26 protein-coding genes and 1 riboswitch are annotated in these 26,194 nt (G+C 40.0%); of the genes, 16 read left to right on the forward strand and 10 right to left on the reverse strand.

Annotation, left to right across the window (positions count from 1 at the left end):
* Positions 1-152: 152 nt before the first annotated feature.
* Both ON01_RS06510 and ON01_RS06515 read right to left on the reverse strand, forming a co-directional pair.
* Entirely contained in the window at positions 153-1,169 is a 1,017-nt protein-coding gene (locus ON01_RS06510) for a DUF3231 family protein (RefSeq protein ID WP_010530208.1), read from the reverse strand.
* Between the two features lie 270 nt (positions 1,170-1,439).
* Entirely contained in the window at positions 1,440-2,636 is a 1,197-nt protein-coding gene (locus tag ON01_RS06515) for an MFS transporter (RefSeq protein ID WP_010530209.1), read from the reverse strand.
* 430 nt (positions 2,637-3,066) lie between these two features.
* Positions 3,067-3,170, forward strand: a riboswitch (TPP riboswitch).
* A gap of 90 nt (positions 3,171-3,260) precedes the next feature.
* On the opposite strand from ON01_RS06515, the gene tenA reads away from it, so the two are divergent.
* From tenA to ON01_RS06580, 13 genes are all read left to right on the forward strand, one after another.
* Positions 3,261-3,950 (forward strand): thiaminase II, encoded by a 690-nt coding sequence (tenA, locus tag ON01_RS06520; protein WP_010530210.1) that lies wholly within the window; start codon positions 3,261-3,263, stop codon positions 3,948-3,950.
* Between the two features lie 144 nt (positions 3,951-4,094).
* A complete protein-coding gene (locus ON01_RS06525; RefSeq protein WP_029329020.1) occupies positions 4,095-4,397 on the forward strand; it encodes a hypothetical protein in 303 nt (100 codons plus the stop codon).
* 210 nt (positions 4,398-4,607) lie between these two features.
* Positions 4,608-6,119: a BCCT family transporter gene (locus ON01_RS06530; protein ID WP_010530212.1), complete on the forward strand. Its 1,512-nt coding sequence runs from the start codon at positions 4,608-4,610 to the stop codon at positions 6,117-6,119.
* Positions 6,120-6,613: 494 nt separating this feature from the next.
* Positions 6,614-7,468 (forward strand): aldo/keto reductase, encoded by an 855-nt coding sequence (locus ON01_RS06535; RefSeq protein ID WP_010530213.1) that lies wholly within the window; start codon positions 6,614-6,616, stop codon positions 7,466-7,468.
* Positions 7,469-7,851: 383 nt separating this feature from the next.
* A complete protein-coding gene (locus tag ON01_RS18530) occupies positions 7,852-8,178 on the forward strand; it encodes a hypothetical protein (protein WP_010530214.1) in 327 nt (108 codons plus the stop codon).
* A gap of 67 nt (positions 8,179-8,245) precedes the next feature.
* A complete protein-coding gene (locus ON01_RS06545) occupies positions 8,246-8,533 on the forward strand; it encodes a TIGR04104 family putative zinc finger protein (protein WP_010530215.1) in 288 nt (95 codons plus the stop codon).
* A 130-nt stretch (positions 8,534-8,663) separates the two neighbouring features.
* Positions 8,664-8,840 carry a hypothetical protein gene (locus ON01_RS19475; RefSeq protein ID WP_010530216.1) on the forward strand — a complete coding sequence of 59 codons (177 nt, stop codon included), beginning with the start codon at positions 8,664-8,666 and terminating at the stop codon, positions 8,838-8,840.
* Positions 8,841-8,942: 102 nt separating this feature from the next.
* Positions 8,943-9,191 (forward strand): hypothetical protein, encoded by a 249-nt coding sequence (locus ON01_RS06550; protein ID WP_010530217.1) that lies wholly within the window; start codon positions 8,943-8,945, stop codon positions 9,189-9,191.
* A gap of 717 nt (positions 9,192-9,908) precedes the next feature.
* Positions 9,909-10,601 carry an ABC transporter permease gene (locus tag ON01_RS06555; RefSeq protein WP_010530218.1) on the forward strand — a complete coding sequence of 231 codons (693 nt, stop codon included), beginning with the start codon at positions 9,909-9,911 and terminating at the stop codon, positions 10,599-10,601.
* A gap of 63 nt (positions 10,602-10,664) precedes the next feature.
* Positions 10,665-11,126, forward strand: coding sequence for a YrvL family regulatory protein (locus ON01_RS06560; protein ID WP_010530219.1), 462 nt, complete (start codon positions 10,665-10,667; stop codon positions 11,124-11,126).
* 1,085 nt (positions 11,127-12,211) lie between these two features.
* Entirely contained in the window at positions 12,212-12,472 is a 261-nt protein-coding gene (locus ON01_RS06570) for a biotin/lipoyl attachment domain-containing protein (RefSeq protein ID WP_010530221.1), read from the forward strand.
* Between the two features lie 361 nt (positions 12,473-12,833).
* Positions 12,834-13,280 (forward strand): hypothetical protein, encoded by a 447-nt coding sequence (locus ON01_RS06575; protein ID WP_342632877.1) that lies wholly within the window; start codon positions 12,834-12,836, stop codon positions 13,278-13,280.
* 286 nt (positions 13,281-13,566) lie between these two features.
* Positions 13,567-13,995: a hypothetical protein gene (locus ON01_RS06580; protein WP_010530223.1), complete on the forward strand. Its 429-nt coding sequence runs from the start codon at positions 13,567-13,569 to the stop codon at positions 13,993-13,995.
* Positions 13,996-14,162: 167 nt separating this feature from the next.
* On the opposite strand, the gene ON01_RS19480 is transcribed toward ON01_RS06580, so the two are convergent.
* Complete coding sequence (locus ON01_RS19480; RefSeq protein ID WP_175284935.1) at positions 14,163-14,306, reverse strand: hypothetical protein; 144 nt, start codon at positions 14,304-14,306, stop codon at positions 14,163-14,165.
* A 249-nt stretch (positions 14,307-14,555) separates the two neighbouring features.
* Between ON01_RS19480 and ON01_RS06585 the strand changes: the two genes are divergently transcribed.
* Entirely contained in the window at positions 14,556-15,404 is an 849-nt protein-coding gene (locus ON01_RS06585; RefSeq protein ID WP_010530224.1) for a formate/nitrite transporter family protein, read from the forward strand.
* 167 nt (positions 15,405-15,571) lie between these two features.
* On the opposite strand, the gene ON01_RS06590 is transcribed toward ON01_RS06585, so the two are convergent.
* From ON01_RS06590 to ON01_RS06610, 5 genes are all read right to left on the reverse strand, one after another.
* Positions 15,572-16,525 carry a nucleoside hydrolase gene (locus ON01_RS06590; protein ID WP_010530225.1) on the reverse strand — a complete coding sequence of 318 codons (954 nt, stop codon included), beginning with the start codon at positions 16,523-16,525 and terminating at the stop codon, positions 15,572-15,574.
* Between the two features lie 315 nt (positions 16,526-16,840).
* Positions 16,841-18,229 carry an Asp-tRNA(Asn)/Glu-tRNA(Gln) amidotransferase GatCAB subunit A gene (locus tag ON01_RS06595; protein WP_010530226.1) on the reverse strand — a complete coding sequence of 463 codons (1,389 nt, stop codon included), beginning with the start codon at positions 18,227-18,229 and terminating at the stop codon, positions 16,841-16,843.
* Complete coding sequence (locus ON01_RS06600) at positions 18,217-18,411, reverse strand: hypothetical protein (RefSeq protein ID WP_010530227.1); 195 nt, start codon at positions 18,409-18,411, stop codon at positions 18,217-18,219. The genes ON01_RS06595 and ON01_RS06600 overlap by 13 nt, the downstream gene beginning before the upstream one ends.
* Before the next feature lie 108 nt (positions 18,412-18,519).
* Positions 18,520-20,586 (reverse strand): catalase, encoded by a 2,067-nt coding sequence (locus ON01_RS06605; RefSeq protein ID WP_010530228.1) that lies wholly within the window; start codon positions 20,584-20,586, stop codon positions 18,520-18,522.
* 185 nt (positions 20,587-20,771) lie between these two features.
* Positions 20,772-21,614, reverse strand: a complete 843-nt coding sequence (locus ON01_RS06610; RefSeq protein ID WP_010530229.1) for a halocarboxylic acid dehydrogenase DehI family protein — start codon at positions 21,612-21,614, stop codon at positions 20,772-20,774.
* A gap of 251 nt (positions 21,615-21,865) precedes the next feature.
* Between ON01_RS06610 and ON01_RS06615 the strand changes: the two genes are divergently transcribed.
* Positions 21,866-22,486 carry a TVP38/TMEM64 family protein gene (locus tag ON01_RS06615; RefSeq protein ID WP_029329022.1) on the forward strand — a complete coding sequence of 207 codons (621 nt, stop codon included), beginning with the start codon at positions 21,866-21,868 and terminating at the stop codon, positions 22,484-22,486.
* Between the two features lie 408 nt (positions 22,487-22,894).
* On the opposite strand, the gene ON01_RS06620 is transcribed toward ON01_RS06615, so the two are convergent.
* Both ON01_RS06620 and ON01_RS06625 read right to left on the reverse strand, forming a co-directional pair.
* Positions 22,895-23,482, reverse strand: coding sequence for a cell wall hydrolase (locus tag ON01_RS06620; protein ID WP_010530231.1), 588 nt, complete (start codon positions 23,480-23,482; stop codon positions 22,895-22,897).
* Between the two features lie 281 nt (positions 23,483-23,763).
* Entirely contained in the window at positions 23,764-24,999 is a 1,236-nt protein-coding gene (locus ON01_RS06625) for a dicarboxylate/amino acid:cation symporter (protein ID WP_010530232.1), read from the reverse strand.
* Between the two features lie 149 nt (positions 25,000-25,148).
* Between ON01_RS06625 and ON01_RS06630 the strand changes: the two genes are divergently transcribed.
* The gene (locus ON01_RS06630) at positions 25,149-26,144 is read left to right on the forward strand and encodes an LLM class flavin-dependent oxidoreductase (RefSeq protein WP_029329023.1); all 996 of its coding nucleotides are present in this window, start codon (positions 25,149-25,151) and stop codon (positions 26,142-26,144) included.
* Positions 26,145-26,194: the final 50 nt, after the last annotated feature.

Raw genomic sequence — 26,194 nt, forward strand, 5'->3', positions numbered from 1 at the left:
TTGAACACTACTTGTTCAATCAACGGGCGCCATTCTGAATAAAACTGTGGCCACTATCACTTTAAAAGTCCATTTTCTGGAAGTATATTTGTTGGCACAATCGGGTCGGTCTTTGTTTTAACAGAATCAACAAAAGGTTGACCTTAACAAAGTCACCCTTTTTGTTGACTCTTCGCTAATTTTTTAGGATCTTTTATTCCAGGTGGTTGTTCCAGCCAATTATGTTTAATCATGATATTAGCTCCACTTTTGGCAAGCCGAGAAATCTCAAATGATAATCGTTCATAGTTAATCATCAAATCACTTCGTTGACTGGTAGATGCAGCAGTAGAATAATTCCCCATTCCTGCAGATATAAGCAAATTCATGTGAAACATCATTAATTTATCTGAAAAAGTTTGAGTTGTAGAGCCACTTACACTTACATTGGACTGTGCAGATTCAACATCATCTTGCAAAAGTGTATCTGTAAAAATTTTTAGATGCTTTTTCGAGATGTCCCTTCCACGAATCATGTAATCCTGTACATCTTTAGATGGCGACGTTTGTGCAAATGCAATGCATAAGTGCATCCCTATTGAATTTGTTAGGATGTTCTGATACAAATGGGAAATCTCAACAGCATTTAATGGCCGTTTATCACTGAATGGGTTTAAGCCGATTAAATACTTTTTACTGTCAACATAGTCTGTTTCTTTGGGAACTTCCATATAAGGGTGTCTGGCAATTAATCCCTTGGAAAGACCCGTTTCGAGTGATTGTTTATAAAGGTTACTGGTGTCATTTAACGCCTGCACAAAATAGTTACATACATCATCCCGGTAACTCATCGAAACAAAACCGCTGTATATTAACATTCCAGCCTTCGCCATATGATTCACATACATTAAACAAAGTGTGTCTGAAAAAAGCCACGGTGCGTTCATGTTTACATCTTGTTCTGTAAACCCATTTGGAATAGTGAATTGTTCATTTTCAAAAATAGGTACTAATGTATTCAAATGGTTGGACGAAATATCATAGGCATACTGCACAACAGGTTTTATATCTTCATCTTGAATGTGCTTCAACATAAAACCCAGTACTTGCTTCGACATACTATCATTCATATAGCCAGTCCAAAGAGAACCAATTTCTGATGATGTTAGGGGAATATTCGCTTCATTCATTAAGTAACCTTCCTTTGAGAATATATTCATGTAGGTTTATTATTTACATTAATACGGATTTTATTAACAGAGGTGCACAAACGATTCAAAAGGGTAAGCGCACTATAGAAAACTTACATAAAATTATTCTGTAAACGGGCGCTTTTCCCTAATAAGGAACAGCGCCATTAGCATATAAGGGTGAACAAAGTAAAATATCAAACATGAAATTTCGGGGCTTATGAGCTCAGGTTATTAAGATAATCCTAGAAATAGAAAGAAAGCCGAGCCTCAAGATTGCCCGGCTTCTCCGTGCGTCTGGAATAACGATTTGTCTTCAACTCTGTGCATGAAAAGTGTGAGAAGCACTCCAAACATCATCATACCTGCGGCTACAAAGGTGATCATGGTATACGTTAATCCAGTGTTTAGCAATATGGTTCCCAATGTTGCACCAATGGAATTGGCCAAATTAAAGACGGAGGCTGCAATGGTTCCTGATAAGGATGGTGCTTCGGGTGCACCAATAATAATCTTGGAATTTAAGATGGGCACGACTCCAAACGCTCCTGCACCAAACAAGAAGCACATCACAAATGTTAAGGGAGCGTATGGGAGTAAGAAAGTAAACAACGCAAGTATGACCGCAAATATGCCCAAGGCTGCCATAAGTCGTTCTGTTAGACGAGGGGGTTGAAATTTACCGGAAACAAGGTTTCCAACGACACCACCAAGTCCGAAGAAAAATAACCCGGTCGTAATGCCAGTAACGCCAAAATCAGCAAATTCCTGCATCATTGGTTCTATAAACGTATATGCGGTAAAATTCCCAGAAAAGCCAAACACAATAATGGCAATCACCATGAGTGCATTTTTATTTTTAAAGATTCCAAGTTCTTTTTTCAATTTCGGGGCTTCCGTTGCTTTAAAATTTGGTGTAACAAACAAAAGGCCAACAAACGTCAAAACCCCAAGGATAGCTATAAACCAAAAAACAAGTCTCCAGTCAAGCGCTCCCCCGAGAAATGAACCAAAAGGAACACCAAGCATGACGGCCATCGTGAGCCCACCTTGAACGGCAACAATCGCACTTGTTCGTTCTTCTGGTTTAGATATATTCACAGCCAAATTCATACATACGCCGAAGAATGGTGCGTGCATGGTTGCCGATAATAGTCGGGATAGTAATAAGACCTCAAAGTTTGGTGCGGTGGCAGCAATGATATTGCTCATGATAAATACACCCGCCAGCGCTAGGAGAAGCGGTTTGGGTGGAAATTTAATCGTTGTCATGCGAAGGAGTGGCCCAAAGATGGCTACGCTGATCGCGTAGACACTCAGTAGCAATCCTGTCGTTGACACATTCACGTTTAAATCTGCAGCAAACTGTGTCAATAAACCTGTCACGACGTATTCTGTCATCCCAATGGCAAAAGTACCAAGCATAAATACGGTTAGGATCATGTTTCTTGAGAAGTTTAAGCGCATTATAGGCACACCCTTTCCTTAGCTTTTTTAATCACGAATAGCTATGTTACTCCTTTGATGGGTCGATGTCTAGGTAATTTTCGGAAAAAATTAAAGAAGTAATTTTGGCAACAAAGAGGATTATGGAAATGGCCATGGGGATATCATTTTAAGCGTTAAATGGAATAGAATATGATTTCAATTCATTCAAGCGAATTTGGCTAAATTAAGTATATTGTGGTCTGTCTGACTTTCTTGTGAATTACTTTTACTCCAGATAAAAGGGAAGGTTGGCGTTCAATACCAGTTAATATAAGCCCTGCCTTTCTTCATGAAACGGACGCCTATCTGGAATAAGGAAAGATACGCTAAACACATCATTTCCTGACTCTCACTAAACTTATTGTACAACTCCTAATAATGTGTTTTCATAAAGTGAGAAATTTAAAAAATTATTCACTAGGGGAGCCGTTTGAAGGGCTGAGAAAAGCTTAGCTTTGACCCTTGGAACCTGATCTGGTTCATACCAGCGTAGGGAAGTGGAGTTACAAGTCATATCTGATACTGTATATATGACCAGTCGCTCTGTTTCCTCTAGGGCGACTCTTTTTCGCTTCTCTGGTGGATATAAATGGAGGGGATTTTATGCGTTTTTCAGAGTCGTTGAGAGAATCCACAAAGCAAAGCTGGGAGTTAAGCTTAAATCATCCGTTTGTACAGGGGATTGTCAACGGAGACTTGCCACTGGAAACTTTCAAAAACTACATTATGCAGGACATCTATTATCTAAAACATTATGGCAAGGTGCATGCCTTCGCAGCAGCACATGCAGATGACTTTCATGTTTCCGCTCAACTGGCCGAAAAAGCAAAATATACAGCAGAAGCAGAGCTGACAGTGCACAAGGAGCATGCTAAAATATTAAAGATAACCGATGAAGAGCTGGAAAATTTCAGACCGGCACCAACCGTCTATGCTTACACATCCCACTTATACCGGGCGGCGTTATCCGGAAGCCTGGGCCAAATAGTATCAGCTATGCTGCCATGTTACTGGCTTTATGCTGATATTGGTTTAAAATATAGGGATGCAAAACCGGAAGAAAAAATCTATCAAAACTGGCTGAATATGTATGCTGATGACTGGTTCCAGGAATCAACCCAGGAAATGATTGACTTGTTGGATGAATTAGTTGAAAAGGCTGGCGAAGCAGAGAAGGAAAAAATTAAGAATCAGTTTATTATCGCCAAAGAATATGAACTTGCCTTTTGGGAGATGTCCTACACCTTTGAAACATGGCTTTCTGAAAAAGTAAAGGAAGCAAGATCTAAATAAAAGATCATGGTTATTGGGTTTGGGATATATGTTGCACAACGAAGGGCGCCATTCCGGAAAAAGACTTGGCGCCCGTTCCATACATAAGGGCCATTTTGTGAGATAACTCTTTTGTAATACGAATGGACAATAAGGGTGGGGATAATGTTGCAAGATGAGAAAAAGTACTCTTGGTTGAGCTATGCATCTTTTGGATCAGGAATTTTGTCTACCGTTATAACTTTTCCTTTTTTTTCCAGCGTACTACCTTGGGTTTTATTACGAACAGTGTATTTAGTAGTAATTAGCGCTCCTATTTCTATAATACTTGGCATAATAGCTTTAAGGAAAAAAGGCGAGAAAAGGTTATTAGCTAATATAGGTATAACCTTAGGATTAATAACTGGAATTGCTTTGTTCTTTTTTATTGGATTTATTTGGCTTATAACTCCTGTTCATCCAAATTAAAAACTGGAGTGCTTCAATGGTTTTTTGCATTAAAGTAAAAAAGGTGTTTGTGGTGAAATTGGAATTGTACCGCAATCGGGTCGCTTTCCTGGAACAACAAGGATTGAAGTTCAGTGCTCGAAAATGTTTAACAGCTTAGGTGTTGGGTAATTTATAATATGTTACAATCTTTCTCCTCAAAACATTCACATATAACGGAAAGGATATGTTATGAAGAAAAACGAGACTTATAAAAATCCGGTGTTTTTTGTTTCGGCAATTATTGTTGGCTTGTTAGTTATCATTGGTGCTTTCATACCAGAACAATTTGGCACAGTGGCCCAGACACTTTTTGATTTTACAACGGTTAATTTTGGGTGGTTTTATTTACTAGCAGTATTTATTATTATTCTTTTCCTAGTTGGAATTTCCATAAGTAAATATGGGATAACACGGTTAGGGCCTTCTGATTCACGCCCGGAATACCCGTTTTTTACATGGATTGGTATGCTGTTCTCGGCAGGCTTTGGCGTATCTCTTATTTTCTGGAGTGTCGCAGAACCGATGAGTCACTTTTTTGAAACCCCGTTTCCTGGCATTGAGCCTCAGACAGAGGAAGCGGCTAGGGTGGCAATGGGTTATTCCTTTTTCCACTGGGGGATTAGTCAGTGGGCCGTTTTTGCGATTGCCGGACTGGCGATTGCTTTTCTTCAATTTCGAAAAAAAAGGCGTGGATTGGTTTCCGCTGCAATCGACCCCGTTGTCGGAAAAAACAGAGGTATAGCGCATACGGTGAATATATTGGCTGTCATCGCTACAGTCATGGGTGTTGCGACAACCATCGGGTTATCGTTTAGCCAGCTGAATGGCGGATTGTCATCCGTATTTAATATTCCGAATAATCTTGGGGTCCAGGTAGTAATCGCTCTAATTATGCTGGCCTGCTATTTAATTTCTTCTGGTACGGGATTGGACCGAGGCATAAAATGGCTGAGCAACTTAAACCTGGGGCTGGCGCTCCTTATCATGTTAATTGTATTTTTACTTGGACCAACGATATTTATTTTAAACTCCTTTGTGCTGGGTTTAGGCGATTATATAGCTAATTTTGTTCAGTACAGTCTGCGCCTGACGCCATATACAGGCGGCGAATGGGTAAACCAATGGACAATATTCTATTGGGCATGGGCCATCGCTTGGTCTCCATTTGTAGGTGCATTTGTTGCAAGGGTATCCAAAGGCAGAACCATCCGTGAATTTGTAGCAGGTGTGATGGTAATACCCCCCGCTATTGCTTGTGTTTGGATTGCCGTATTTGGTGGAACTGCATTGTACAGTGATTTAAATAATGGGACACAAATTGCAGAGGCTGTTAACGAAGATGTAACAGTAGCCTTATTTGAAGCACTCGGCGTTGTGCCTTTTACAGACATCTTATCGATTATCTCGATATTGCTGATTTTTACATTTATGGTAACTTCCGCTGATTCTGCAACTTATATTTTAGGTACCATGACATCCAAAGGAAGTCTAAATCCGGCTATGATAACGAAAATAATCTGGGGTGTTCTTATTACGGCAATTGCCCTTGTATTATTATTTACAGGTGGATTAAATGCATTGCAAACAGCTTCATTAACAGCAGCTTTACCATTTACAGTCATCCTTCTGATCATGATTATATCGATATGGAAATCGATAAGAGCAGAATACAAACCGAAAGATAAAAACAGAAGCAGTTAAGAATCATTCCTTTGATTGCTTTTCTTTGCTTTGAGACTACTGATGTCGTAAAAACTCTTTGAACAAGTGATAATATTAAAATTGGTATGAAGATGATTATTTATTTTGAAATCAAATCTCCAAGAATACCAGCTAATAGCTGTCGACATTTGAAGGCTTCGTTTGTCAAAATAAGCTAGACAACCTGCCTACATCCATACGTGTCTGGTAGTCCAAGGACTTTTTGGGTACGTGGTTCCGCCTGTCGGTTGCTGAAGCGATTGGTGTAGGATCATTTTAAATTGGGTATAATAATTATGGACATCTTAGTGAGAGAGATGAAAGCATGAAATACTGGTAATGTGACCTGAGCTTGATGATTGACCGCGAGCTTTTTAACCGAAACCACTGTTTGGTGAAGACAGCCTGTTGGTCTTATATTGGCAGACGTGAAGGAAATATCTTTTTCTATCATTCTCAACTTACATGACAAAGATTTTAAAGGAGATGAGACTTTGACTGTTGATAATAACAGTTTTATTTTAAATGATGGCTCAGTGCTTCCCCTTGTGGGATTAGGCACGATCGGCATTAACGGTGATCAAGGTACATTTGAAATTTTAAATGCCTTAAACACAGGATACCGTTTAATCGATACTTCAACAAACTATGACAATGAAGGTATTGTCGGTGAAGCTGTGCGTCGATCCGCACTGCCCAGAGAAGAAATTTTAATCAGTACGAAATTGCCCGGCTCTTACCATGAATACGACAAGGCGTTTATCTTTATTCAGGAATCTTTACGACGCACTGGGTTAAAATATTTTGACAAGTATTTAATTCATTGGCCGAATCCCAAAGACGGCAAATATGTAGAAGCTTGGAATGCTTTAGTGGATGCTCAAAAACAAGGATTAATCAGAACCATCGGTGTTTCAAACTTTGAACCAGAACATCTGGACAACATTATCGCGGAAACAGGTGTGACTCCTGCTACAAACCAGGTGGAGCGTCATCCGTATTTTAATAATAACCGTATGGTTGAGGAAGATGAAAAACGGGGTATTCTTACTGAATCCTGGAGCCCTTTTGGTCGGGGTTATCTGAATGACGTGCTGAAAAATGCCACAATTAAAGAAATTGCGGATAAATACGATAAAACTCCTGCACAGATTATTTTAAACTGGAACTATCAGGCCGGCGTATTTGCTGTTCCAAAATCGAGTAATCCAATGCATCAAAAAGATAATATCAATAATACCAACTTTGAATTAGCCCCTGAGGATATTGAAACAATCGATTCATTGGATAAAGGGGAAGCCGGCCGTGTAGAAGGGCAGGACCCCAACGAATATCATGAATATGTATAGAGGGGCCACTATATGAACATCGTACTGTATTCGATCCATGAAGGCGCTGCCGCTTCTGATATATGGTCATCGATATTCGGTTTGAAACTGAAAAACACACTATCAGAGTTAGATATTTTTGAGCAATAGGTAAAAGGTGGGGCTGTTTTAAGTTGACCCATTTTTATCTTTAAAAATTGCTCCGTTAACGGACACCTATCTGGGATAAAAGGTGTCCTTTCTTTTTGTATTTTTTAGGAAATTGATTCTGACAAGGATTATTTAAAAGATTGTAGAAATTAATAGCAACTGGAGGTGGTAAGAATGAAAGTTAAACCAATCGTTGCCAATGTGGAAACACAGGATATTTCAAAGGCTAAGCACAATAAAGGGGTTAGAAGATAATGACAAACTTCTCAGGAACAAAATGTTCGCACGATAAATATAGGATGGAAGCTGACCATAGCTCTGATCCTCTGTGGTGTTCAAAGTGTGGCTGTAACCTTGATATTGATGGCTTTCCTCTTTCTGATGAATTGAAATCTGAGTTAATGAATTGGGTAATTGAGTATGGGAAAATTTTAGAACAGACTGATTACGGCGAAAAAATAAAGCGTGATACGGCAATATTAGTTAAATCTCATGATGAAAAAGGAAGGAGGTTGTATCAAAAGTTAAAATTCGAACTCGGAGATAGATACGAGGTAAATTATATACATACATCACTTTGAACAATAACTAAGGCGAAGGGCGGCTCTGGTTTATCAATGTTTCTTCAATTACAGGGGGGATAATTAGATGCCAATCTGTCAAAGTTGTGGTAAAAGGTGGACTTGGAAACAAACGATTAAAACAATATTCAAGTTAAAATGTCCTTACTGCGGTGAAAAACAATACGAATCTGCATCATCCAGAATAAGAAGTGGTGTTTTTTGGCTTATTCCTTTAGTAATTCTACCTATTAATGCCGGATTCGGGTTCTCAGTAGGAACAGCATTATTTATTGCTATCATTTTGGTTTTTATAATATTAGGTTTATATCCATTCATTTTAAAGCTATCTAATGAGGAAGAACCCTACTGGTAAATTTACCTGACTATTATTCAGCTAAAGGGCGCATATCTGGAATAGGTTCTTAGCGTCTAAGCCGAATATAAGGGCTATTCTGCGGAATAAGGTAGATTGAGTTCAAGCAACAATTTAGGGAGGAAGTTTTTTGGATAAAAAGATTGGAGGGAAAGGCGCCTTCTTAGCAGTTGGTGCTGCAGTAGGTGTTGCGCTCGGATCAGCATATTTTAATAATTTAGCTCTTGGAATTACTTTCGGCGCTTTAATTGGAGCAATCATTGATGTGGTTATTTACTGGTACAGACATAACAAAAATAAACAATAACTATAGCTTTTTCAGTAACAGGCAAGTTTCTTAAATAAGGGAATGCGCTCTTGTATCATTAATGTTGCAGATTACCAAAGAAGACTGGGGGGAGGGAGCGAAATGAGTACACATAAACTTTTAAATATAATTGGGCTGGTATCAATTGTGTCAGTAATAATTTATTTTATGGCTTATACTCACGAATATAGTAAAGATGAAATCATTTCAGGATTGGTATTTTACTTCGTGGCAGCTGCTATTTATTTTTTATTTGTGTATCTTTATCACAAAAGTAATCTAGGGCAAAAAATCGTACTATATGGGTTAAGTACAATTATATTAATTTTAATTTTTCTTCTTTTAAGATAATAACATCAAGCTTAAAGAAAGCTTTTTGCAGTAATGGGCGCAAATCAGGAATAAGAACGCGAAACTTTTTGTCGATGTAAACGTAATATTTTAAAGTTAGCATTATAGTTTTAGGTGAGTGATTATGAATATACGAAACGTTGATCGGGCTTTATTTACAGGGTTTATTTGTAGGGATTATTACCTTTATTTCTGAGTTCGTTCTTCCCGATACCAATTATGTAATATCAATTTTAATCCTAGCATTAGCAGCTTTCTTTGGTTTCTTGATTGGGGATAAGGTACTCCCGCAAGATGATAATATTTATTAAAGTTTTTCCCCTTTTTGGATGTCTATTGTTTTTGCGTTTTTGTTTTATCCTTTTTGGGACTGGGCAAAAAACCATATGTTGGAATAAAAGTATAACAGAAAAATAGTGTAATTTTCCTTAAACAATAGGGGCGCCTTCCTTATTACGGTTGCAATCGTCGCCTTGGTAAAATGATAAACTTAGCCTTTGGTTGTAAGTAAGAAGTAAAACATGTATGTGGATTTCCGCTAACGGCCACTGGACCTGGAAACTTAGCCTGTAGATAATTACTTTTGTGATCAGGTCTGTCCATGTGAGCTTGATATAAGGCAGCGTAGCAAAAAAGGGGGATCAACATTGATCGAGGTACAAATTTCAATAAACGTTTTCCATGCCTATTTTGTTTGGCATCGGAATGGGCGATTCGATGGAGTCATTAGTTAGTGCGGGAACCAATGCAGAGAACTTCAATTATACAAAATTTATTTTCCCGGGGATTGTGGCGATGACCTTGCTGATGACATCCATTTTTTCATCACTTTCGATTATACAGGACCGTGATTTTGGTTATATGCGTGAAATTCTTGTGTCACCGGTGTCCCGGGTGAATATTGCAATTGGCAAAGTGCTCGGATCGGCTTCTGTCGCTTTTATGCAGGGTGTGATGATGTTTGTTCTCCTTCCTGTACTCGGTATAGGAATTGATCCGGTTTCGTTTGTCCAAATACTCCCCGTTATGTTTATGATTGCTTGTGCCTTCTCGTCGCTGGGTTTGCTCGTGGCGAGCCTGCTCAATTCCATGCAGGGATTTCAGCTGGTTGTAAACATTCTTGTTATGCCGATGATCTTTCTATCTGGTGCCTTATTCCCGCTAAATAATATGCCTGGATGGGTCAGTTACCTTGTGACATTGAACCCGGTCACCTATGGGGTTGATCTAATGAAACATATTATGATTGACGTGGAGAGCCTGAATGCGGTTGTGAGAGAGGAAATGGGTCTCAATCTTACATTTTTTGACCAACCTGTAACGATGCCCGGGGAAGTCTTCTTCTTAATGGGATTCACAGCGCTCCTGATTTTGCTTGCCACCTTAAGTTTTAGGCGAGCAAACAGTTAAGCGTACTATTTCTTCTAATCTATCAAGTTCAACAAGGGTTAAAAGCATAAAGGGGTTTTCTATATGAGTCAACATAACAACAATTCATTTAAAAATATGAGTTTAAAAGAAAAAACAGCAACAGTTATTGGAATGACACTATTGACTATTCTAATCGCCGGGTTTGTTTTAGGAATTTATTTTTTTGGGTTTGCGGGGGTCTTTGAATTACTCGGGGTTCAGTATCAATCCATTTGGTCATTAGTTATTTTTGTTGTCAGTTTCTTTGTTCTGGGATTTTTGATTGATCTGCCTTTTGAGGCGATGTCTAAACTGTCCGTTGAAAAATTAACAGGAAACATAGCTGCATTTCTTGTTGAATTGTTTTTCGGATTCGCATCGAACTGGATTGCCCTTGTTACAGTGGATGTGTTTGTGGGGAGTATTGAACTTTCACTGGAAGCGAAGTTAATTATTTCATTACTATTAGCCGTATTGGAACCCGTATTCGATAGCAAAAACGAGAAAAACGAAAAAGTGGCTTAGGATGACTTCAATAATAGTGTGTGAGAATGGCCATATCACATAGAAACTTTTTCTCTAAGGTTTGGGAGAGATTTTGTAGTGAATCATTTTGAATGAAGAAAAGCCTTCAGCATTAGAAAAATGCCGAGCAAAGTATGGATCGACACTGGTTGCGTTTAAATAAGAAGAAAACTCGACAGCAAATAATACATCGGATACAAAGGAAGAATATTTCCAGGAATTAAATTGTTTTGCTTATCTTCTTGGTGCTTATGTATATTTTGCTTAAGCAAGAAAGGAAAAGTATAAAGTATAGTTCTCTTATATATTTTTTGCTACTATCAATTGTTTTTATGAGTGGACAAATATATATTTCTTCAACGTATCAATTATCTGATGGAAAGCTTTTCGACTGGGTTTATTTATTCTTATACTTTTATTTTGTCCCACTGTTTATCTTAATGGCTTATAAATTATTTAAAATCACGAATAAAGCATTTAGAAAAACTTGGGTAAAAATTACTATGTTGATATTTTGGGCGGCTGTGCTGGTTGGTATTGGATCTGTATTACCGTTTATATTTATATTAATTTTTTACGGATTTGCGCCGTGAGCCGTAATATGTGCCCCACAACTAATTCAGAGGTGATGGAGGAGGAGCACATTTGAAATGAATTATATTAAATTTAGTCCGATTTTATTTTTGTTAAGCTTATGTCTGTTACTTGTTGGTTTATTATCTGAAGAAATAAGATATGGCTATATTGTTTCGGGGCTAATTATCAATTATATGGGAGTAGCTATGTTGATCATTGGTGTAACGAAAAGGAGTGAAAATAATAGTTAACGTCGGAAACTAATCGGGCGCTAATCGGGAAAAGAATTGGTCCTTTTTTGTTAGGTTGGAATGGATTCATATCAAAAACAGATTGATTTAATCTAAAGTATATATTGTTTCGATAAGATTGATAACCTATAATTATTAATATACAGTAAATATCGAATCGTATGATAATTATTGGCAAAGGTATAACTGCAATTACTCTCCGAAAATTTGAGGAACACTGTTATGTTGAACGAAACAATTAAAGGAGATGAATCTAAGATGAAGTTTGAAGTATTCCCAAGACGTTGGGGTTACCAACATATTATTACGACCCCGGTTAAAGGAAATGTGGAAAGCATTAAGGTCGAATCAGGAGAACAAGTTCACGAACAGCAATTGTTAATAATGATTCGGGCAGAATGGGGGAATGTGAAGCAAATTCTCGCCGGGATAGGCGGAACAGTAGAGACATTGGCTGTGAAAGTTGGGGACAAAGTAGTCCATGGCGATGTTCTTTTTTTTATAAAGGAAGATTTATAGAATTTAATTAAGTTACGCGAATTCTCATGACACAATCTTAGATTTTCTTATTTCCGACAAAGAGATTTTCAGTTCGCGGAATACGAGGTTTATTACCTTTGCCCGATTGTATACTACAGGAATTAAGACATCAGATAAATTTTTCATCCTGCACCTAATTTCCTAATCAGACTTGTTTCTTCCATTTTCAACTCCCGAGCGTTCTTCTTAGCTTCCTATTTTAGTAATTCTTATTCATTCGATTTTCAGTTAAGCTAATGTTCAAAAATGAACGTAAGCGATTCCATTGACGCAGTACCTTATTCTGTGTAAGAATAATTTTAAAGATTAGAACTGAGGCAGGTATTTTATAAGGAATGTGATGGAAAATATGCTTTATATATGGAATATTGAGCGGATAATTAAAGCTGCATTAAAGGAACTCAATTTAGACCTTAACTGTGAGTTTAACAATGATTTAACTGTACCAATGAGTTATAACGTATCAACAAAGACGATAAAATTTAATTACCTCCAAGTAAATGGATATATCAGTGAATTATTTAAACTAAGAGAGTCGGATGAAACCATTGTTAAACTAATCCTCTATCATGAACTTGGTTATTATCTGGATTTTAAGAAAAACAAGCGTGATTTAAAGATACTGATATATGGGGACGATGATGAAAAAGAAGAACTTCAATCGGAAATAGAAGTGAATGCCTGGGAATATGGTAGGACACTGGTACCTGAACAATTAGTAAAATCTTATGACAAAATTCGTGAATTCGAAAAGATGCGTATACAGGAAGCTATAAACAAAGGGTGAAAGCAGGCATATGTACCGTCTTGCTTTAACCCTTTTCCTGGTTGGGTTATAAAAAGTTGTCCGATTTTACCCCTTTGGATATGATTTGTCCAAAGGGTATTATTATGGAAAATAACATAATGATCTTCCGTAAGTCGGAGTTGTTTCCGTTAATTGATTAATAAGAGGGCAATTGAGAAGAAAATCTAAGCAGTAATCTGTGATAAACTTTAGAGAACGTGGGACATTCGTTTTCCTTTACACCTTAAAAAGAAATGAAACTGTATTCAGAGGGGAGGGGAGAAAAATGAAACAGACAAGGCGATTAAAATTGTTGGGATTTTATGATTTGATTTTGGCGGCAGGTTCAATTTGGATAGGCGTTATGATGATTAATTCGAGTGCAGGAATTTTTGTTGAATACCCTGAACTGTGGGCTTCCGGACTCCCCTTTAATAGCTGGGTTACTCCAGGTGCCCTTGCCATTGTTACATTTGGATTAGGTAATATATTGGCGGCATTCTTTACTATGAAAAAAGGTCATAGCTCATGGGCTGTATCTGCCATTATGGGAGGGTTTTTCTGTGTCAGCCTGATTTGTCAGGTCATTATATTAGGCGAAATATATCTTGCAACTATAGAGTTTCTGGTATTAAGTATCATTCAATTATGCCTGAGTGGGTATGTTTTGTTAGGTTATAAGAAAAACCTGAATGTGACCAAAGCCTGGGGTTAAGACTCCTTAATTTCACGGACGCAGTAATCGATAGTACCAATATTACTCTTACGTATGCATCGTCCATTGGCAGCCTAAGGAGTCTGAATTTCTCGTTAGAATGTCAATATCTTATTTCCCTTTATCATATAAAAGAGGCATCCCTTTAATGGATACCCCGATGGTTGTTATTTCTTATCTAGTTTTTCTTCAATTCTCGCTAATCGTTCTAATACTTCATCTTTCCATTTTTGGTCTTCATCATTATCATTGTTGGAACCTGTGTATTCATTAATTTTATTCAATGCTTTATTAACATCAAATTTAGGCATTTTTGCACCTCCCTAAGTAGTATTTTACAGGGGAAAATCGTTCTCTTGCAAATTTGTGACTACTTTCCGTCTTTCCCATTCACATATCTATTTTTTATTGAACAGTCCAACCACCTGTGATCGTCAACAGGAACAACTGCTCCATTGACGTCGGAGAGAAAATGACCATACAAAACTAGCCAGTACGCCCCATATTACTTTATAATCAACTTAGCAGGCTTAGATCACAAACAGATCGGAGGAAATCTTATGGGAGATAAAGACAATCAAGAATCATCACACAAAGCCGCTAACGGAATGCCTGAAAGACAGTTTCTCCTTCCGTCACAAGTCATACGGGTATTCAGTGAAAAAGGGAAAGAGCATCTTGATAAAAATATTCCATCTCAATTGCTTCTATCTTTAACAGCCGGGTCATTTATGTCCTTTGGGGCTGTTTTTTCAGTGTTGCTTGCCATCGGCGTTGATGTTAAAGGACTGGCCTATCTGTTGGAGGGGCTTGGATTTACTACGGGTTATCTTATGGTATTTATATCAGGATCCGTTTTGTTTACCGAAGTGAATGTGCTTTTGCCAACTTATATTTTAGAAAAACCTTATTGGAGGAAACATAAATACCTCCAATTCTGGGGTGCAACATATATCGGCAACATCGCAGGCGCGTTGTTTGTCGCTCTTTTAATAATCAGTTCAGGCTCCATGACACCCGAGTTCACGAAAGAGCTTGAAACCCTTTTGGGCCAAAAAATGAAATTTGCCGAGCATGGCTGGACCGGCTGGTTTCAAGTTATTTTATCAGGGGTTGTTGCCAATTGGCTCATCGGCATGGCCGCCTTTTTAACAAGCTCTGCCAGGGACTTGGTTGGGAAAATCATGGGAACAGCTTTGCCTGTCATCCTGTTTGTGGCAGGTAACTTTCAGCACAGCGCGGCAAATATGGGCTATTTCAGTCTCGGTCTGTTCGCCTCGGACAACTATGCATGGCATGAATATTTATTGTTTAATCTAATTCCAGCAAGCATCGGCAATATCATTGGTGGAACCATTTTCATCTCCCTGGTCTTTTCTTATGCTTTTCGGAAAGAGCTTCGAAGTTAGAAGAGGAGCAGACCTCCTGCAGTATTATCAGTAAACGAAAAATGAGAATAGAAACATCTAATGGACAAGTAACCCGCCAAAAGACGGCGGCTAACTGTCCCTAAATGCCCGATTCCGTTCAACTAACAATCAGTGGGGAAAAACCCCCCACTGATTGAAGTTTCACTTTACCTATCATTCGTTAAGATTTTAAGGACGTTCGAGACAAAGACATTTTGATTAATTTTCAGGGCAATACGTGTACATTCTGGTCCAAAACAATTATCCGACCCTGGTCGGAAGTCTGCGATGCTTTGACCGTCTGTAAACTTACCTTTATATTCGACCTTAACCTTTCGTTTTTTGTACTCATATAACCCACTGATATCAAGGGCTGCCATTAAAGCAGCCAGATCGTGTTGCGGTGTTCCGGGAATACCTGGATCTTGCTGTCGATAATAGTCGTAATAGAAATCCAGGATCGGTTTGATTATCTCTTCTAAAGGTGAATCTGAACGGGTATCGATGAGATTGACAACGCCCGGGGTCAATAAGGCATCCATTGTGGCATCTAAAGGTACGACTGTCAGGTTTACGACATTCCGGCAAACGAAATTAGCTGCAAGCGGATCACCGTAAAAGTTCGCTTCCGCTACTTCGGTTGCATTGCCGGGTTCGATGAAAGCGCCACCCATCACATAGGTTTCTTTTACATCTTGCATCACGTCAGGGCTTAAATAATGGGCTATAGCGAGAGAAGTGCATCGTCCGACATTAACGATCGTTATTTCATGACGATTGTCCTTAATCAAATTGAACAGCTTACTGAAATTCGTACGATTGGCATAACGCTCCTCTGGAATTGGAGGATCTATCGGACCGAGTCCTTCCATGCCATGAATTTCAGGAAAAAAGACAGGCTCTTCACCGCTCAAGGGGCGTGTAGCACCAGCAATGACAGGGATATCTGTACGACCTGCCAGTTCCAACAAGTACTCGACATTTCTATATGCTTTTTCCCGATCGATATTACCGTACCCACTGACCACTCCAATCAGATCAACTTCGGGATTCTTCAGTGCGTAAGTCAGCGCGATACTATCATCTATACCCGTATCGGCAAATAAGATTATTTTTTTCATTTTTACCACCTCAACCTACCCTATGAAAAAAAGACAGGTTTGGTTGTATGTTTGTCCGATGAAAATATTCTTAAGAGGTGAATTTGGTCAAATGTTTCCAATGGTCTTTCCGGACAGGGTTACGTGGAGGTATCTATAAAATCCCCATCTTGATAATAGATGGGGGTGATTTGGAACTTACGTTAAGTCAATTCATTATCCCGCTTGTAATGGAATAGACAGTAATCCGGCAAATAACGTCTGCTAACTGTCTCTAAATATCTGATTCTGTTCAACTAACATTCAGCGGGGAAAACGACTCAGCTGAATGAAGTTTCACTGTACCTGAAACTGGAAAGGGTTGATTCTTTCCCATGCATGTGCAACCTGAAGTAATTGTTTTTCAGAAAGATGATTTCCGATGAATTGCATGCCGGCAGGAAGGCCTCTTAGGTCTAATCCCATTGGCATGGATAAGCTTGGTGTACCCAGTAAATTTACAGGTGAGGTAAATGGCAAACACCTTCTAATAACCTCTAAATTTTGCTCGACCCAATTCTGAGCGAACGCGGGGGTTGTGATAGGTATCGTAGGGCCAAGCATAATATCCACACTCTCAAGAGCGTTATGAAATGCTTCTATCATCTTTCTGCGAGCCTGCTGGGCTTTGACGCAGTGTGGTGTATTTGTCAATGTACCGGATAAAAGGAAAATCCGATTATCCGCTCCATAATCCTCTGAGTGGGTCTGCAGCCATTCGTAATGAAACGCAGATGCTTCCCCAGCCACAATACTATAGCCTGAAAACGTAGACATAGATAATTCGGGGATCACTATTTCTCTTATTTCAGCTCCCAAATTTTGTAGGGTTTCAATTGCATTTTTAAAAAGTCTTTCTACCTCTGTATCTAACCCCTCAAGATAGTAAGTGGGAATTCCGATTCTTATCCCTCTTATTCCTTTATTAAGGTCTTCGGCATAATCAGGCGTTGATACACGAAGGCTTGCGGGATCATTTGCATCAAACCCTGCCATGTCATTAAGCATTAGCGCCAAATCTGAAACAGACCGTGCCATTGGTCCTGCTGTATCCAAAGACCAAGCTGATGGGAACATATTAGAAGTACTAACCAGCCCATAGGTTGGCTTTAAGCCATAAACACCACACATAGCAGCAGGTAAGCGAATGGAGCCAAATGTATCTGTTCCAGTTGCAAGTGTTGTCAGCCCAGCTGCTAGGGCTGCACTGCTTCCACCGCTTGAGCCGCCTGGCATATGATGAATGTTCCATGGATTTCGTGTCGTACCAAATGTCAGATTGGTTCCGGTGGATCCGAGGGCAAGTTCATGCATGTTTAGTTTTCCTAGCATAATCCCGCCTGCTGCTAACAGTTTTTCTGCTGCTGGGGCAGTTTTATTGGGGATGAAATCAACAAAAAGTTTCGAGCCAGCTGTTGTTCGTATGCCTTTGGTATAGTAATTATCCTTGATACCGACTGGAATGCCGTGTAGAGGTCCTTTATATCGACCGTGCATAATGTTCTGCTCAGCTTCTCTAGCTTGTTTAAGAGCCAGTTCGGGAAGAGGGGTAATATACGAATGGATGGTTGGATCAATTGTATCTATGCGCGTTAATAAATGATTTGTCAATTCGACTGGAGATAGTTGCTTTGACTCGATTAAAGGGGCTAGTTCAGTAGCCGTTAAGAAGGCTAGTTCTGCCATAGCATCAACCTCTTGTCGACCACCGTAATCGGTACTTTTTGGTTTAGATCAGGGTATGCTTTAAGGGACACCTGTGCCTGATTGATGGTGGTAAGTGTGTTATGGATATATGGAATGTCACCCTCGTAAATAGGTAAACCCTGCAGGTACAGGCCTTGCTTTACAAAATGTGTATTATTCAAATAGCTTACCTCCCTATTGTTAATCTGGCTATTGACTGACAGAATAAAAAAAGATGGGGAAATAAGTATTTTATTTCCCTGGATCTTTTTGTTATTTTTTTAAAAATACTATATTCGATCCCAAAAACGCTGATGCGCAATGGCGGAGACAAAGTCTTTCCCGAAGTCAGGATTGTTTGCGGCAAAGACTACACCGGCTAAATTATTTGTTTTTGATGCGTGAATACATGACTGCCCGGTTGTTGCAACACCAATCGGTTTATTATGCTTGTAGGCATTATTAATATAATCAGTGATATCTTGGTCGAATTTAGCTTGATTATTTGAGTTTCCGCCAACGACATAGAGTGAATCAAGCAGATAAGGACTTGTCGTAAGAAATGTATCATCAACTTTAAGTTTTGTGCCATCTGCTCCTGTAACGGTTCCAAGCTGGTCACTTATGATTTTTATAAATACCCCGCATTGCTGCAGGTGATTAAGTACGTTTGTGACCTCCTGTCCGTTAAAGCCATTGCCGATTAGTACACCGACTTTTTGTGTATACGCATAATGCGGTGTGTTAGCCTGACTAAGCGAAGGATAACGTGTAGAAATTGGAACATGGGAGCCGCTTGGGCGGTCGACACCGATATTATCAGCAACGATGCAAGCCATTTCCTTATCTACGTTGACCAGCAGATTGACATTTTGCTGGCGGACAGATTTGCTTTCAACCTTTCCGAGTTGATAGCTAAACCCACCGATTGTGTGTTGCTTTTCAACAGGTGTTAAGCTATTCCAAAAGATTCTCGGTTGCGTAAAGAAGTCATTGAATGATTCGCTTCGACCCCGGATGACGTGTCCTTCGACTTTTTTCGGGTAATGCTCATATCCGCCTGCCTCAGGAGGTGTCGTGTATGGCGTGTTATTTGCCAGCGAATTTTCATGATAGTTGACCTGATCCACGTCGATTCGATATCTCATAGGGCCTCGCCTTTGATTATTATGAAATGGGCAAATCGGTTTATTGATTGGTAATTCCTGAAAGTTCGTTCCGATTCGGTGTACTTGCGCCATATGATAAGCAATTAACCTTCCCTGCAATACGGGGTCATTAGAAAAATCAATTCCCGGAACAACATTCGCAGGATTAAATGCTACTTGTTCTGATTCCGTATGGTAATTATCGATGTTTTGGTTTAAAGTCATCTTCCCGATAAGCTGAACAGGGATTAGCTCTTCTGGCCAAAACTTTGCAGGATCGAGAATGTCAAAGTCGTATTTGAATTCATCCTCGAGTGGAATCATTTGGACGCCTAGTTCATACTCTGGATAACATCCTTTGTCAATAGCCTCTCTTAAATCTTTCCTGTGGAAATCCGGATCAAGTCCACCGATTTTCAGTGCCTCATCCTGAAGCAGGGAATGAACACCAAGAACAGGCTTCCAGACAAATCTGACAAAAGTTGCGACACCTTGATCATTAACAAATAAATACGTATTAATCGACCACGATTCCATCATCCGATAACTTCTTATAATGCCTCGGTCCGACATGATCCACTCTACCATATGAAGTGCTTCTGGATTATTGGCTACATAATCCCAAAAATAGTCGTGTGCACCTGAGGCTGTTGGTATATCATCATCCGGTTTAGATTGGTATGCATGCATCGCATCTGGAAATTTCATTGGATCTTGATTAATTAATACAGGCATAGCAATTGTTGTCAGATCGTAATTTCCTTCTTCCGTATAAAACTTAACACCCTTACAACGTAGATCCCTTGCCGTATCATAAGAACCTCTTGGTCCTTGTACGGTAGAAAAACGGACAGTTAGAGGAGTCTTTTTCCCGGGTTCCTGTAAAAATCCTGCTTTTGTAAACTGTTTCATCGACTGATAGCATTCAAACTCCCCATGGGCACTGTAGCCTCTTGCATGAACCGTTCTTTCTGGTTCCTCTTCCTGCACAAAATGATTCATTTTTTCAAAGTAATGCCAGTCTTGATGTAATGAAGGGCCACGCTCACCGGCCTTTAACGTCTCTGAGTCGTTCGATATTTTCCTTCCTTGATTTGTCGTCATCGGCTCCCCGGTATTTTCTATACGGTACCGATCCAATTGCTCATCTTTTTTATTTTCGCTGTATCCGCGGACTCCTTTTTTGTTTTCTGAATTTGAATGATCCATTTAATCACCTATCCCTTTAATTTAAACTTCACTTTAGGATATGTATGTACGAGAGCTAGTCTACATTCCATCCATATTGAAGGTGTCTTGAAAGGAGGGTGGTGATCCGTAGTGTAGAAGGCATCAGAGTAAATTCAAGACACTTGAATTAAATTGGAGTACATTAGGAAAACCGTTTTTTCCAATCATCTGTGGGTGAATTGTCCCTGCTCTATCATTCTCCTTAAAAATTCACCATCGACAATGAGATTGGCTAAAAAACTTTGAAACATTGAAACAACACCGTAAATACCAGCTATTTCAGCATCAGTGTGATACTTCTCCAGAGTCTGCCTATTTATTGTTACTGGATATGGCATTTGATGTGCATATTGAATACTCTGTGATTTTAAATTAGAAGAAATTACGTTATATTCATCCGTCCCAACGTAGTTCCCCAAGTACTTCCAAACTTCAGACAGAAATTTTGGATAAAAAGCTAATGCGCGAAAGTCGCTTGCAACATCAAATGATTGATGTTTTTCAGCAATGTCCAGGAGCAAGTCTTTCACATCAGAAGAAGCGTTAGGTATATGCATCAAATTAACTTGTGGCAGAGGGGGAAACACCCCTGGTTTGATAAAGCCCTCAATCGAATGAGTACCTCTGATGGGTCTATTAGCTAGGCTCTCTGACCATGCAGAGGCAATTAAAAGAAGCTTTGGATTCACGTAATTAAAAATAGACAAGATTTTTTTTATTTGAAGCATTTCCGGCTCATTATAAGCCTGGGACAAGTCTAATTTTGGCGGATTAACAGATAGGTGTGGAAAACGTAACAATTGGGCAGCTTTTTCCATATTGACGGTCAACATGTTCAGCCTGATCTGGCTCCATGCAATTTCAAAGAATTCCTCATATAATGCGGACGTCCTAAACATGAAATTAACAACTGGCACCTTAAGAACATACTTTATATCTTGATAAATAAGTGCTGTCAGCCCCTTAGCTTCTGACTCAAATATCTCAGGAACTCCATAGTTATCCATTTTAATCATCCTCCAGGTGTGTGATCTCTTTATCTTATGTCCCCAGGGCCCCTTTGTTCATGAATCTCTTCTAACGCTGCATTTCCACTCGGGGAAGGAAGCACCGCCTTTTGTGTCGAATATTTATATGAGGACCAGCCTTTTTGTTGCTCAATGAGACAGAAATTTTTGTCCCCGTAGATTTATATGGTATTCTAATTATATTGGGTGAAGAATAATATTCAGGTAACTTGATTGAAACTGGTGTTGGCATGAGTCATCTAAAGAAAACCCTCATAAATTATCAAAAACCGATCGTTCAAATTACCACCATTATCGGGATTATCCTGCTGATCGGGTTTGCTTGGTTTATTATTGAAAGCGGGTTTTTTAGTAATCCGGATCGTGTACAAAACTGGGTCGAAGGATTCGGCGGCATCGCACCGCTGGCTTTTTTGGGATTAACGTTCATTCAGGTCGTTATTCCGGTTTTGCCCGGCAATGTCTCAACCGTTGTCGGAGTGATGTTATTTGGTATTGGTCTTGGATCTATACTGAATATAGTCGGCATTTTTCTCGGTTCCCTGGCCAACTTTTTATTGGCACGGCGATTCGGACGCGGTTTTGCAAGTTATTTCGTCAAACAGGAAACATATGATAAATATATCGGCTGGGTAAATAAGGGGAAGCGGTTCGAACGGTTTTTCTGGATTTCGATGGTTTTCCCGGGGTTTCCGGATGATTTTATCTGTCTGATTGCCGGTCTTACCAAACTCTCATTGAAAAAATTTATCTTTTACTTTTTGCTCTGCAAGCCGGTTACGCTATTTATTTACACGCTAGTTCCGCTTTACGGCATGCATTATATTTATGATGTATTCCAGTCGTTTTAGCTGATTGGCGTCATATGTAAAAAAGCTGAAGACCTTATGAAGAAGGTCTTCAGCTTTTTTAAAGGGTAAGTGACACTCTTGCTCGAAATCGTGGCAGCGTCGCGCGATCTCATGCCATTCTCGCGCGAAATCCGGAGAGTGTCGCGCGATCTCATGCCATTCTTGCGCGAAATCCGGAGAGTGTCGCGCGATTTCATGCCATTCTTGCGCGAAATCCGGAGAGTGTCGCGCGATTTCATGCCATTCTCGCACGAAATCCAGAGAGCCTTACGCGATCGAACAACACAATGCTTCAATCGAGAGAAAAGCGAGTCACCGAGCCAGCAAAGAATTTGATACAGTACTGCATATAGCACTTATGATAGGCAAAATACCACCAGTTTGTAATTGACCTGATTTTTTCCTTATTTATTTTGCAAAGCGATGGTTGCCAATTGTTTTGATGGTCTCACGTGAGAACACCCAGTTATCACTGCTGACTTTGTCCGGATTATAGAAGTATAATGACCCCATTCCTTGCCCTCTGAAGGCAATTGCTTCATTGACAGCTTTCATGTCTTCTGAATCGTATTCATTGTTAATGGCACCGTTTTTCACTGGCGAAAACGCATGGACGCCGCCGGTTTTTTCATAGATGACATCTTTGATCGTGTCAGGAAAATCGTTTGAATCGACACGGTTTAAAACGACGGTCGCAACAGCAACTTTCCCTTCATACGGTTCACCTTTAGCTTCCGCATGAACGAGCTTGGCCATCAACTCCTTATCTTCATCGGAAACGGAATCCGGAATAGCGATTGTTTCACCCGTTTTTAGCTGGAAACCTGATCGTTCGTTGGCAATCTGTAAGTTCGTTAATGATAGACTATTTTTCAGGGCTATCGAGTGAAATGTATCACCTTGTTGTACGGTATATGATTCCGCGGATGCACCTGTCGGAAATGCGATTATAAATAATAGTATTGCTGTAAAAGAGAATTTATTTAATTTATTCATTTTGTTGACCTCCTAGCTGAAAAGTTCACAACTAAGAGTTTAATCAATGTAATATTATTTAGCATTAACCAAAAAATGGCTGTACAGAATGGGCCTTTCTCAACGTTTTATTCATCTGTACTTGCAACCATCAAGGGAATATTTCCCAAGAAATAATAGTATGCAGATTCTGGTTTGACAGGTAAAGAAAGGTCGCTATTTAACAAAGGTTTACAGAGTGATGACACATGTTTCTTCATGAAAAAAGGCGCATAGTAAATTCTGCGCCTTTCATTAATCTGTTAGCTGTTTGCATTGTCTGGATAGGTGCTGTCATCCAGTTGCCGCTCCGTCGCATTAACCACAACGGCCCCGGAAGCGTCACCTGTAATGTTGACAGCCGTACGGAACATATCCATGAAACGGTCGACACCGGCAATCAATGCAATAGCTTCAAGCGGCAGATCCAATGTTGTCAGCACAAGTGTCAACATGACGAGACCCGACCCTGGTACGCCTGCTGTGCCGATCGAGCCTAGTGTTCCAATGAGCACTATTATCAGTATCTGGGCAAATGATAATTCGATCCCAAAGGCTTGAGCGGTGAACAGGGCAGCAACACTTAAATAAAGCGATGTTCCATCCATGTTAATCGTTGCACCCAATGGCAGGATGAAACTTGATATTTTCTTCGACACGCCCAGGTTATCTTCTGAACTTTTGATTGTGACCGGCAATGTTCCGGAACTGCTTTGCGTACTGAAAGCGACAAGACTTGCCGGTGCAATCCCTTTAAAGAATTTAAGCGGATTCATTTTGGCAAATGTCTTGACGGCAAAAGAATAGGTAACCAGTGCGTGAACAATACAGGCGATTGCTACAACCGAAATCAGTTTGATCAACGGCATTAAAACGGACATACCGTATTCACCGATGATCGGAGCCAGCAGTCCGAAAACACCAATAGGAATCAGTTTCATAATAACCCAGGTAATTTTGTACATAATCTCGGCAAAGCCATCAAAGAAACGATGTACTGGTTCAGCCTTTTGCCCGACCATTGTAATACCGATGCCAATAAAAATGGAAAAGAAGATGATCTGCAGAATGTTACCGCTTGATAGACTTTCAATCGGGTTTGTCGGGATGATATTCAGCAATATACTGACGACACCTTCTGTTTCCGTAGCCTCTGGCACAGCCTGTGACGTAGAGATATCAACACCTGTACCGGGTGAAAACAAAAATCCGGCAATTAGTCCGATGGAGACAGCGATAAAGGTTGTGCCGATATAATAAAGAATGGTTTTGCCGCCAATCCGGCCGAGCGTTTCCATACTCCCTGTACTGGCAACACCTGTAATGAGTGATGAAACAATTAAAGGAATGATAATAAATTGAATAAGACGTAAAAACAGATCGCCCAGCGGTTGTATGACGGTGATACCCGGACCGAAGATAATACCAGCTAAAATGGCAAGAACAAAGGCAATTAAAATTTGCGACAACAGGCTCATATTTTTAAGCTTGGCAGCCATGACACATTTTCCCTCCCTTCAGCGTAGTATTAAATAGATATGCTTTGTCCAGTGAAATGAGAACTCCAAGTTGTATCTATTAAAATTGGTAGTTAAATATGTCATCATAGAGGTGTTCCGATTGTTATATGAAAGGGGATTATCGCCGGATGAAGCTGAGTGTACTTGATCAGTCACCGATTTCACGCGGGTCTGATCCTGAAACGGCATTGAACAATACATTAAAGCTGGCAAAAATAACAGAAGACCTTGGATACACCCGTTATTGGGTGGCGGAACATCATAATACGAATGGTTTGGCCAGTGTAGCACCGGAAATACTGATTGCCCGGATCGCTTCATATACGGAAAAAATACGTGTCGGCTCTGGCGGCGTGTTATTACCGCAATACAGTCCGTATAAAGTGGCAGAGAACTTCAAAATGCTTGAGGCGATGTTTCCAGACAGGATTGACTTAGGGATCGGGCGCTCACCTGGGGGCTCTCAGGATACACGCATGGCGCTGACGGATGGCATTAATAAAAGCATGCGGGCGTTTCCGCGGCAATTGCAGGATTTGCAAGGGTTTTTACATAACTCACTTCCCAAAGATCATCCTTACCGCCTGGTCAAAGCAGCTCCACGAACAAAAAAAGCTCCGCCAATGTGGGTTCTCGGGTTGTCGGAAAGGGGCGCCGCGAATGCTGCTGAGATCGGGGCCGGGTTCATGTTCGGACATTTCATCAGCCCGGACAAGGGACAAGCTGCCATGGAAGCCTACCGGGAGCAATTTCAGCCGTCGCCAGATTTCGATCATCCGGTGAACGCGGTCTGTATTTTTGTTGTCTGTGCGGATACTGAAGAGGATGCGGAAGAACTAGCCATCAGTCAGGATAAGTGGCTGCTAAACGTCGGGAAAGGTTCGGATATAAAAGTCCCATCGATTGAAGAAGTTAAAAAACGGACCTACCGGCAGGAGGAGCTTGATATCATCAGGAAAAACCGCCGCCGGGCTGTAATCGGTACACCGGACCAGGTGAAACAGGAACTGGAGCGGCTAAGCGATTATTATCAGACCGATGAATTTATGATTATAACCAATATCTATGATTTAGATGCGAAAGTTCATTCTTACCGGCTGCTGGCTGAAGCGTTTGGTTTATAGATTTAACGGGTTGGGCTTACGTATGATTTATTTGTAGAACAGAACTGTGA

The organism is Lentibacillus jeotgali, from assembly GCF_000224785.1.
Taxonomy (GTDB): domain Bacteria; phylum Bacillota; class Bacilli; order Bacillales; family Amphibacillaceae; genus Lentibacillus; species Lentibacillus jeotgali.

Coding starts and splice junctions, on each gene's coding strand:
- ON01_RS06510 (WP_010530208.1), bottom strand. CDS start 1,169: ATGAATGAAGCGAATATTCCCCTAACATCATCAGAAATTGGTTCTCTT.
- ON01_RS06515 (WP_010530209.1), bottom strand. CDS start 2,636: ATGCGCTTAAACTTCTCAAGAAACATGATCCTAACCGTATTTATGCTT.
- tenA (WP_010530210.1), top strand. CDS start 3,261: ATGCGTTTTTCAGAGTCGTTGAGAGAATCCACAAAGCAAAGCTGGGAG.
- ON01_RS06525 (WP_029329020.1), top strand. CDS start 4,095: ATGTTGCAAGATGAGAAAAAGTACTCTTGGTTGAGCTATGCATCTTTT.
- ON01_RS06530 (WP_010530212.1), top strand. CDS start 4,608: ATGAAGAAAAACGAGACTTATAAAAATCCGGTGTTTTTTGTTTCGGCA.
- ON01_RS18530 (WP_010530214.1), top strand. CDS start 7,852: ATGACAAACTTCTCAGGAACAAAATGTTCGCACGATAAATATAGGATG.
- ON01_RS06545 (WP_010530215.1), top strand. CDS start 8,246: ATGCCAATCTGTCAAAGTTGTGGTAAAAGGTGGACTTGGAAACAAACG.
- ON01_RS06550 (WP_010530217.1), top strand. CDS start 8,943: ATGAGTACACATAAACTTTTAAATATAATTGGGCTGGTATCAATTGTG.
- ON01_RS06555 (WP_010530218.1), top strand. CDS start 9,909: ATGGAGTCATTAGTTAGTGCGGGAACCAATGCAGAGAACTTCAATTAT.
- ON01_RS06560 (WP_010530219.1), top strand. CDS start 10,665: ATGAGTCAACATAACAACAATTCATTTAAAAATATGAGTTTAAAAGAA.
- ON01_RS06570 (WP_010530221.1), top strand. CDS start 12,212: ATGAAGTTTGAAGTATTCCCAAGACGTTGGGGTTACCAACATATTATT.
- ON01_RS06575 (WP_342632877.1), top strand. CDS start 12,834: ATGGAAAATATGCTTTATATATGGAATATTGAGCGGATAATTAAAGCT.
- ON01_RS06580 (WP_010530223.1), top strand. CDS start 13,567: ATGAAACAGACAAGGCGATTAAAATTGTTGGGATTTTATGATTTGATT.
- ON01_RS19480 (WP_175284935.1), bottom strand. CDS start 14,306: ATGCCTAAATTTGATGTTAATAAAGCATTGAATAAAATTAATGAATAC.
- ON01_RS06585 (WP_010530224.1), top strand. CDS start 14,556: ATGGGAGATAAAGACAATCAAGAATCATCACACAAAGCCGCTAACGGA.
- ON01_RS06590 (WP_010530225.1), bottom strand. CDS start 16,525: ATGAAAAAAATAATCTTATTTGCCGATACGGGTATAGATGATAGTATC.
- ON01_RS06595 (WP_010530226.1), bottom strand. CDS start 18,229: ATGGCAGAACTAGCCTTCTTAACGGCTACTGAACTAGCCCCTTTAATC.
- ON01_RS06605 (WP_010530228.1), bottom strand. CDS start 20,586: ATGGATCATTCAAATTCAGAAAACAAAAAAGGAGTCCGCGGATACAGC.
- ON01_RS06610 (WP_010530229.1), bottom strand. CDS start 21,614: ATGGATAACTATGGAGTTCCTGAGATATTTGAGTCAGAAGCTAAGGGG.
- ON01_RS06615 (WP_029329022.1), top strand. CDS start 21,866: ATGAGTCATCTAAAGAAAACCCTCATAAATTATCAAAAACCGATCGTT.
- ON01_RS06620 (WP_010530231.1), bottom strand. CDS start 23,482: ATGAATAAATTAAATAAATTCTCTTTTACAGCAATACTATTATTTATA.
- ON01_RS06625 (WP_010530232.1), bottom strand. CDS start 24,999: ATGGCTGCCAAGCTTAAAAATATGAGCCTGTTGTCGCAAATTTTAATT.
- ON01_RS06630 (WP_029329023.1), top strand. CDS start 25,149: ATGAAGCTGAGTGTACTTGATCAGTCACCGATTTCACGCGGGTCTGAT.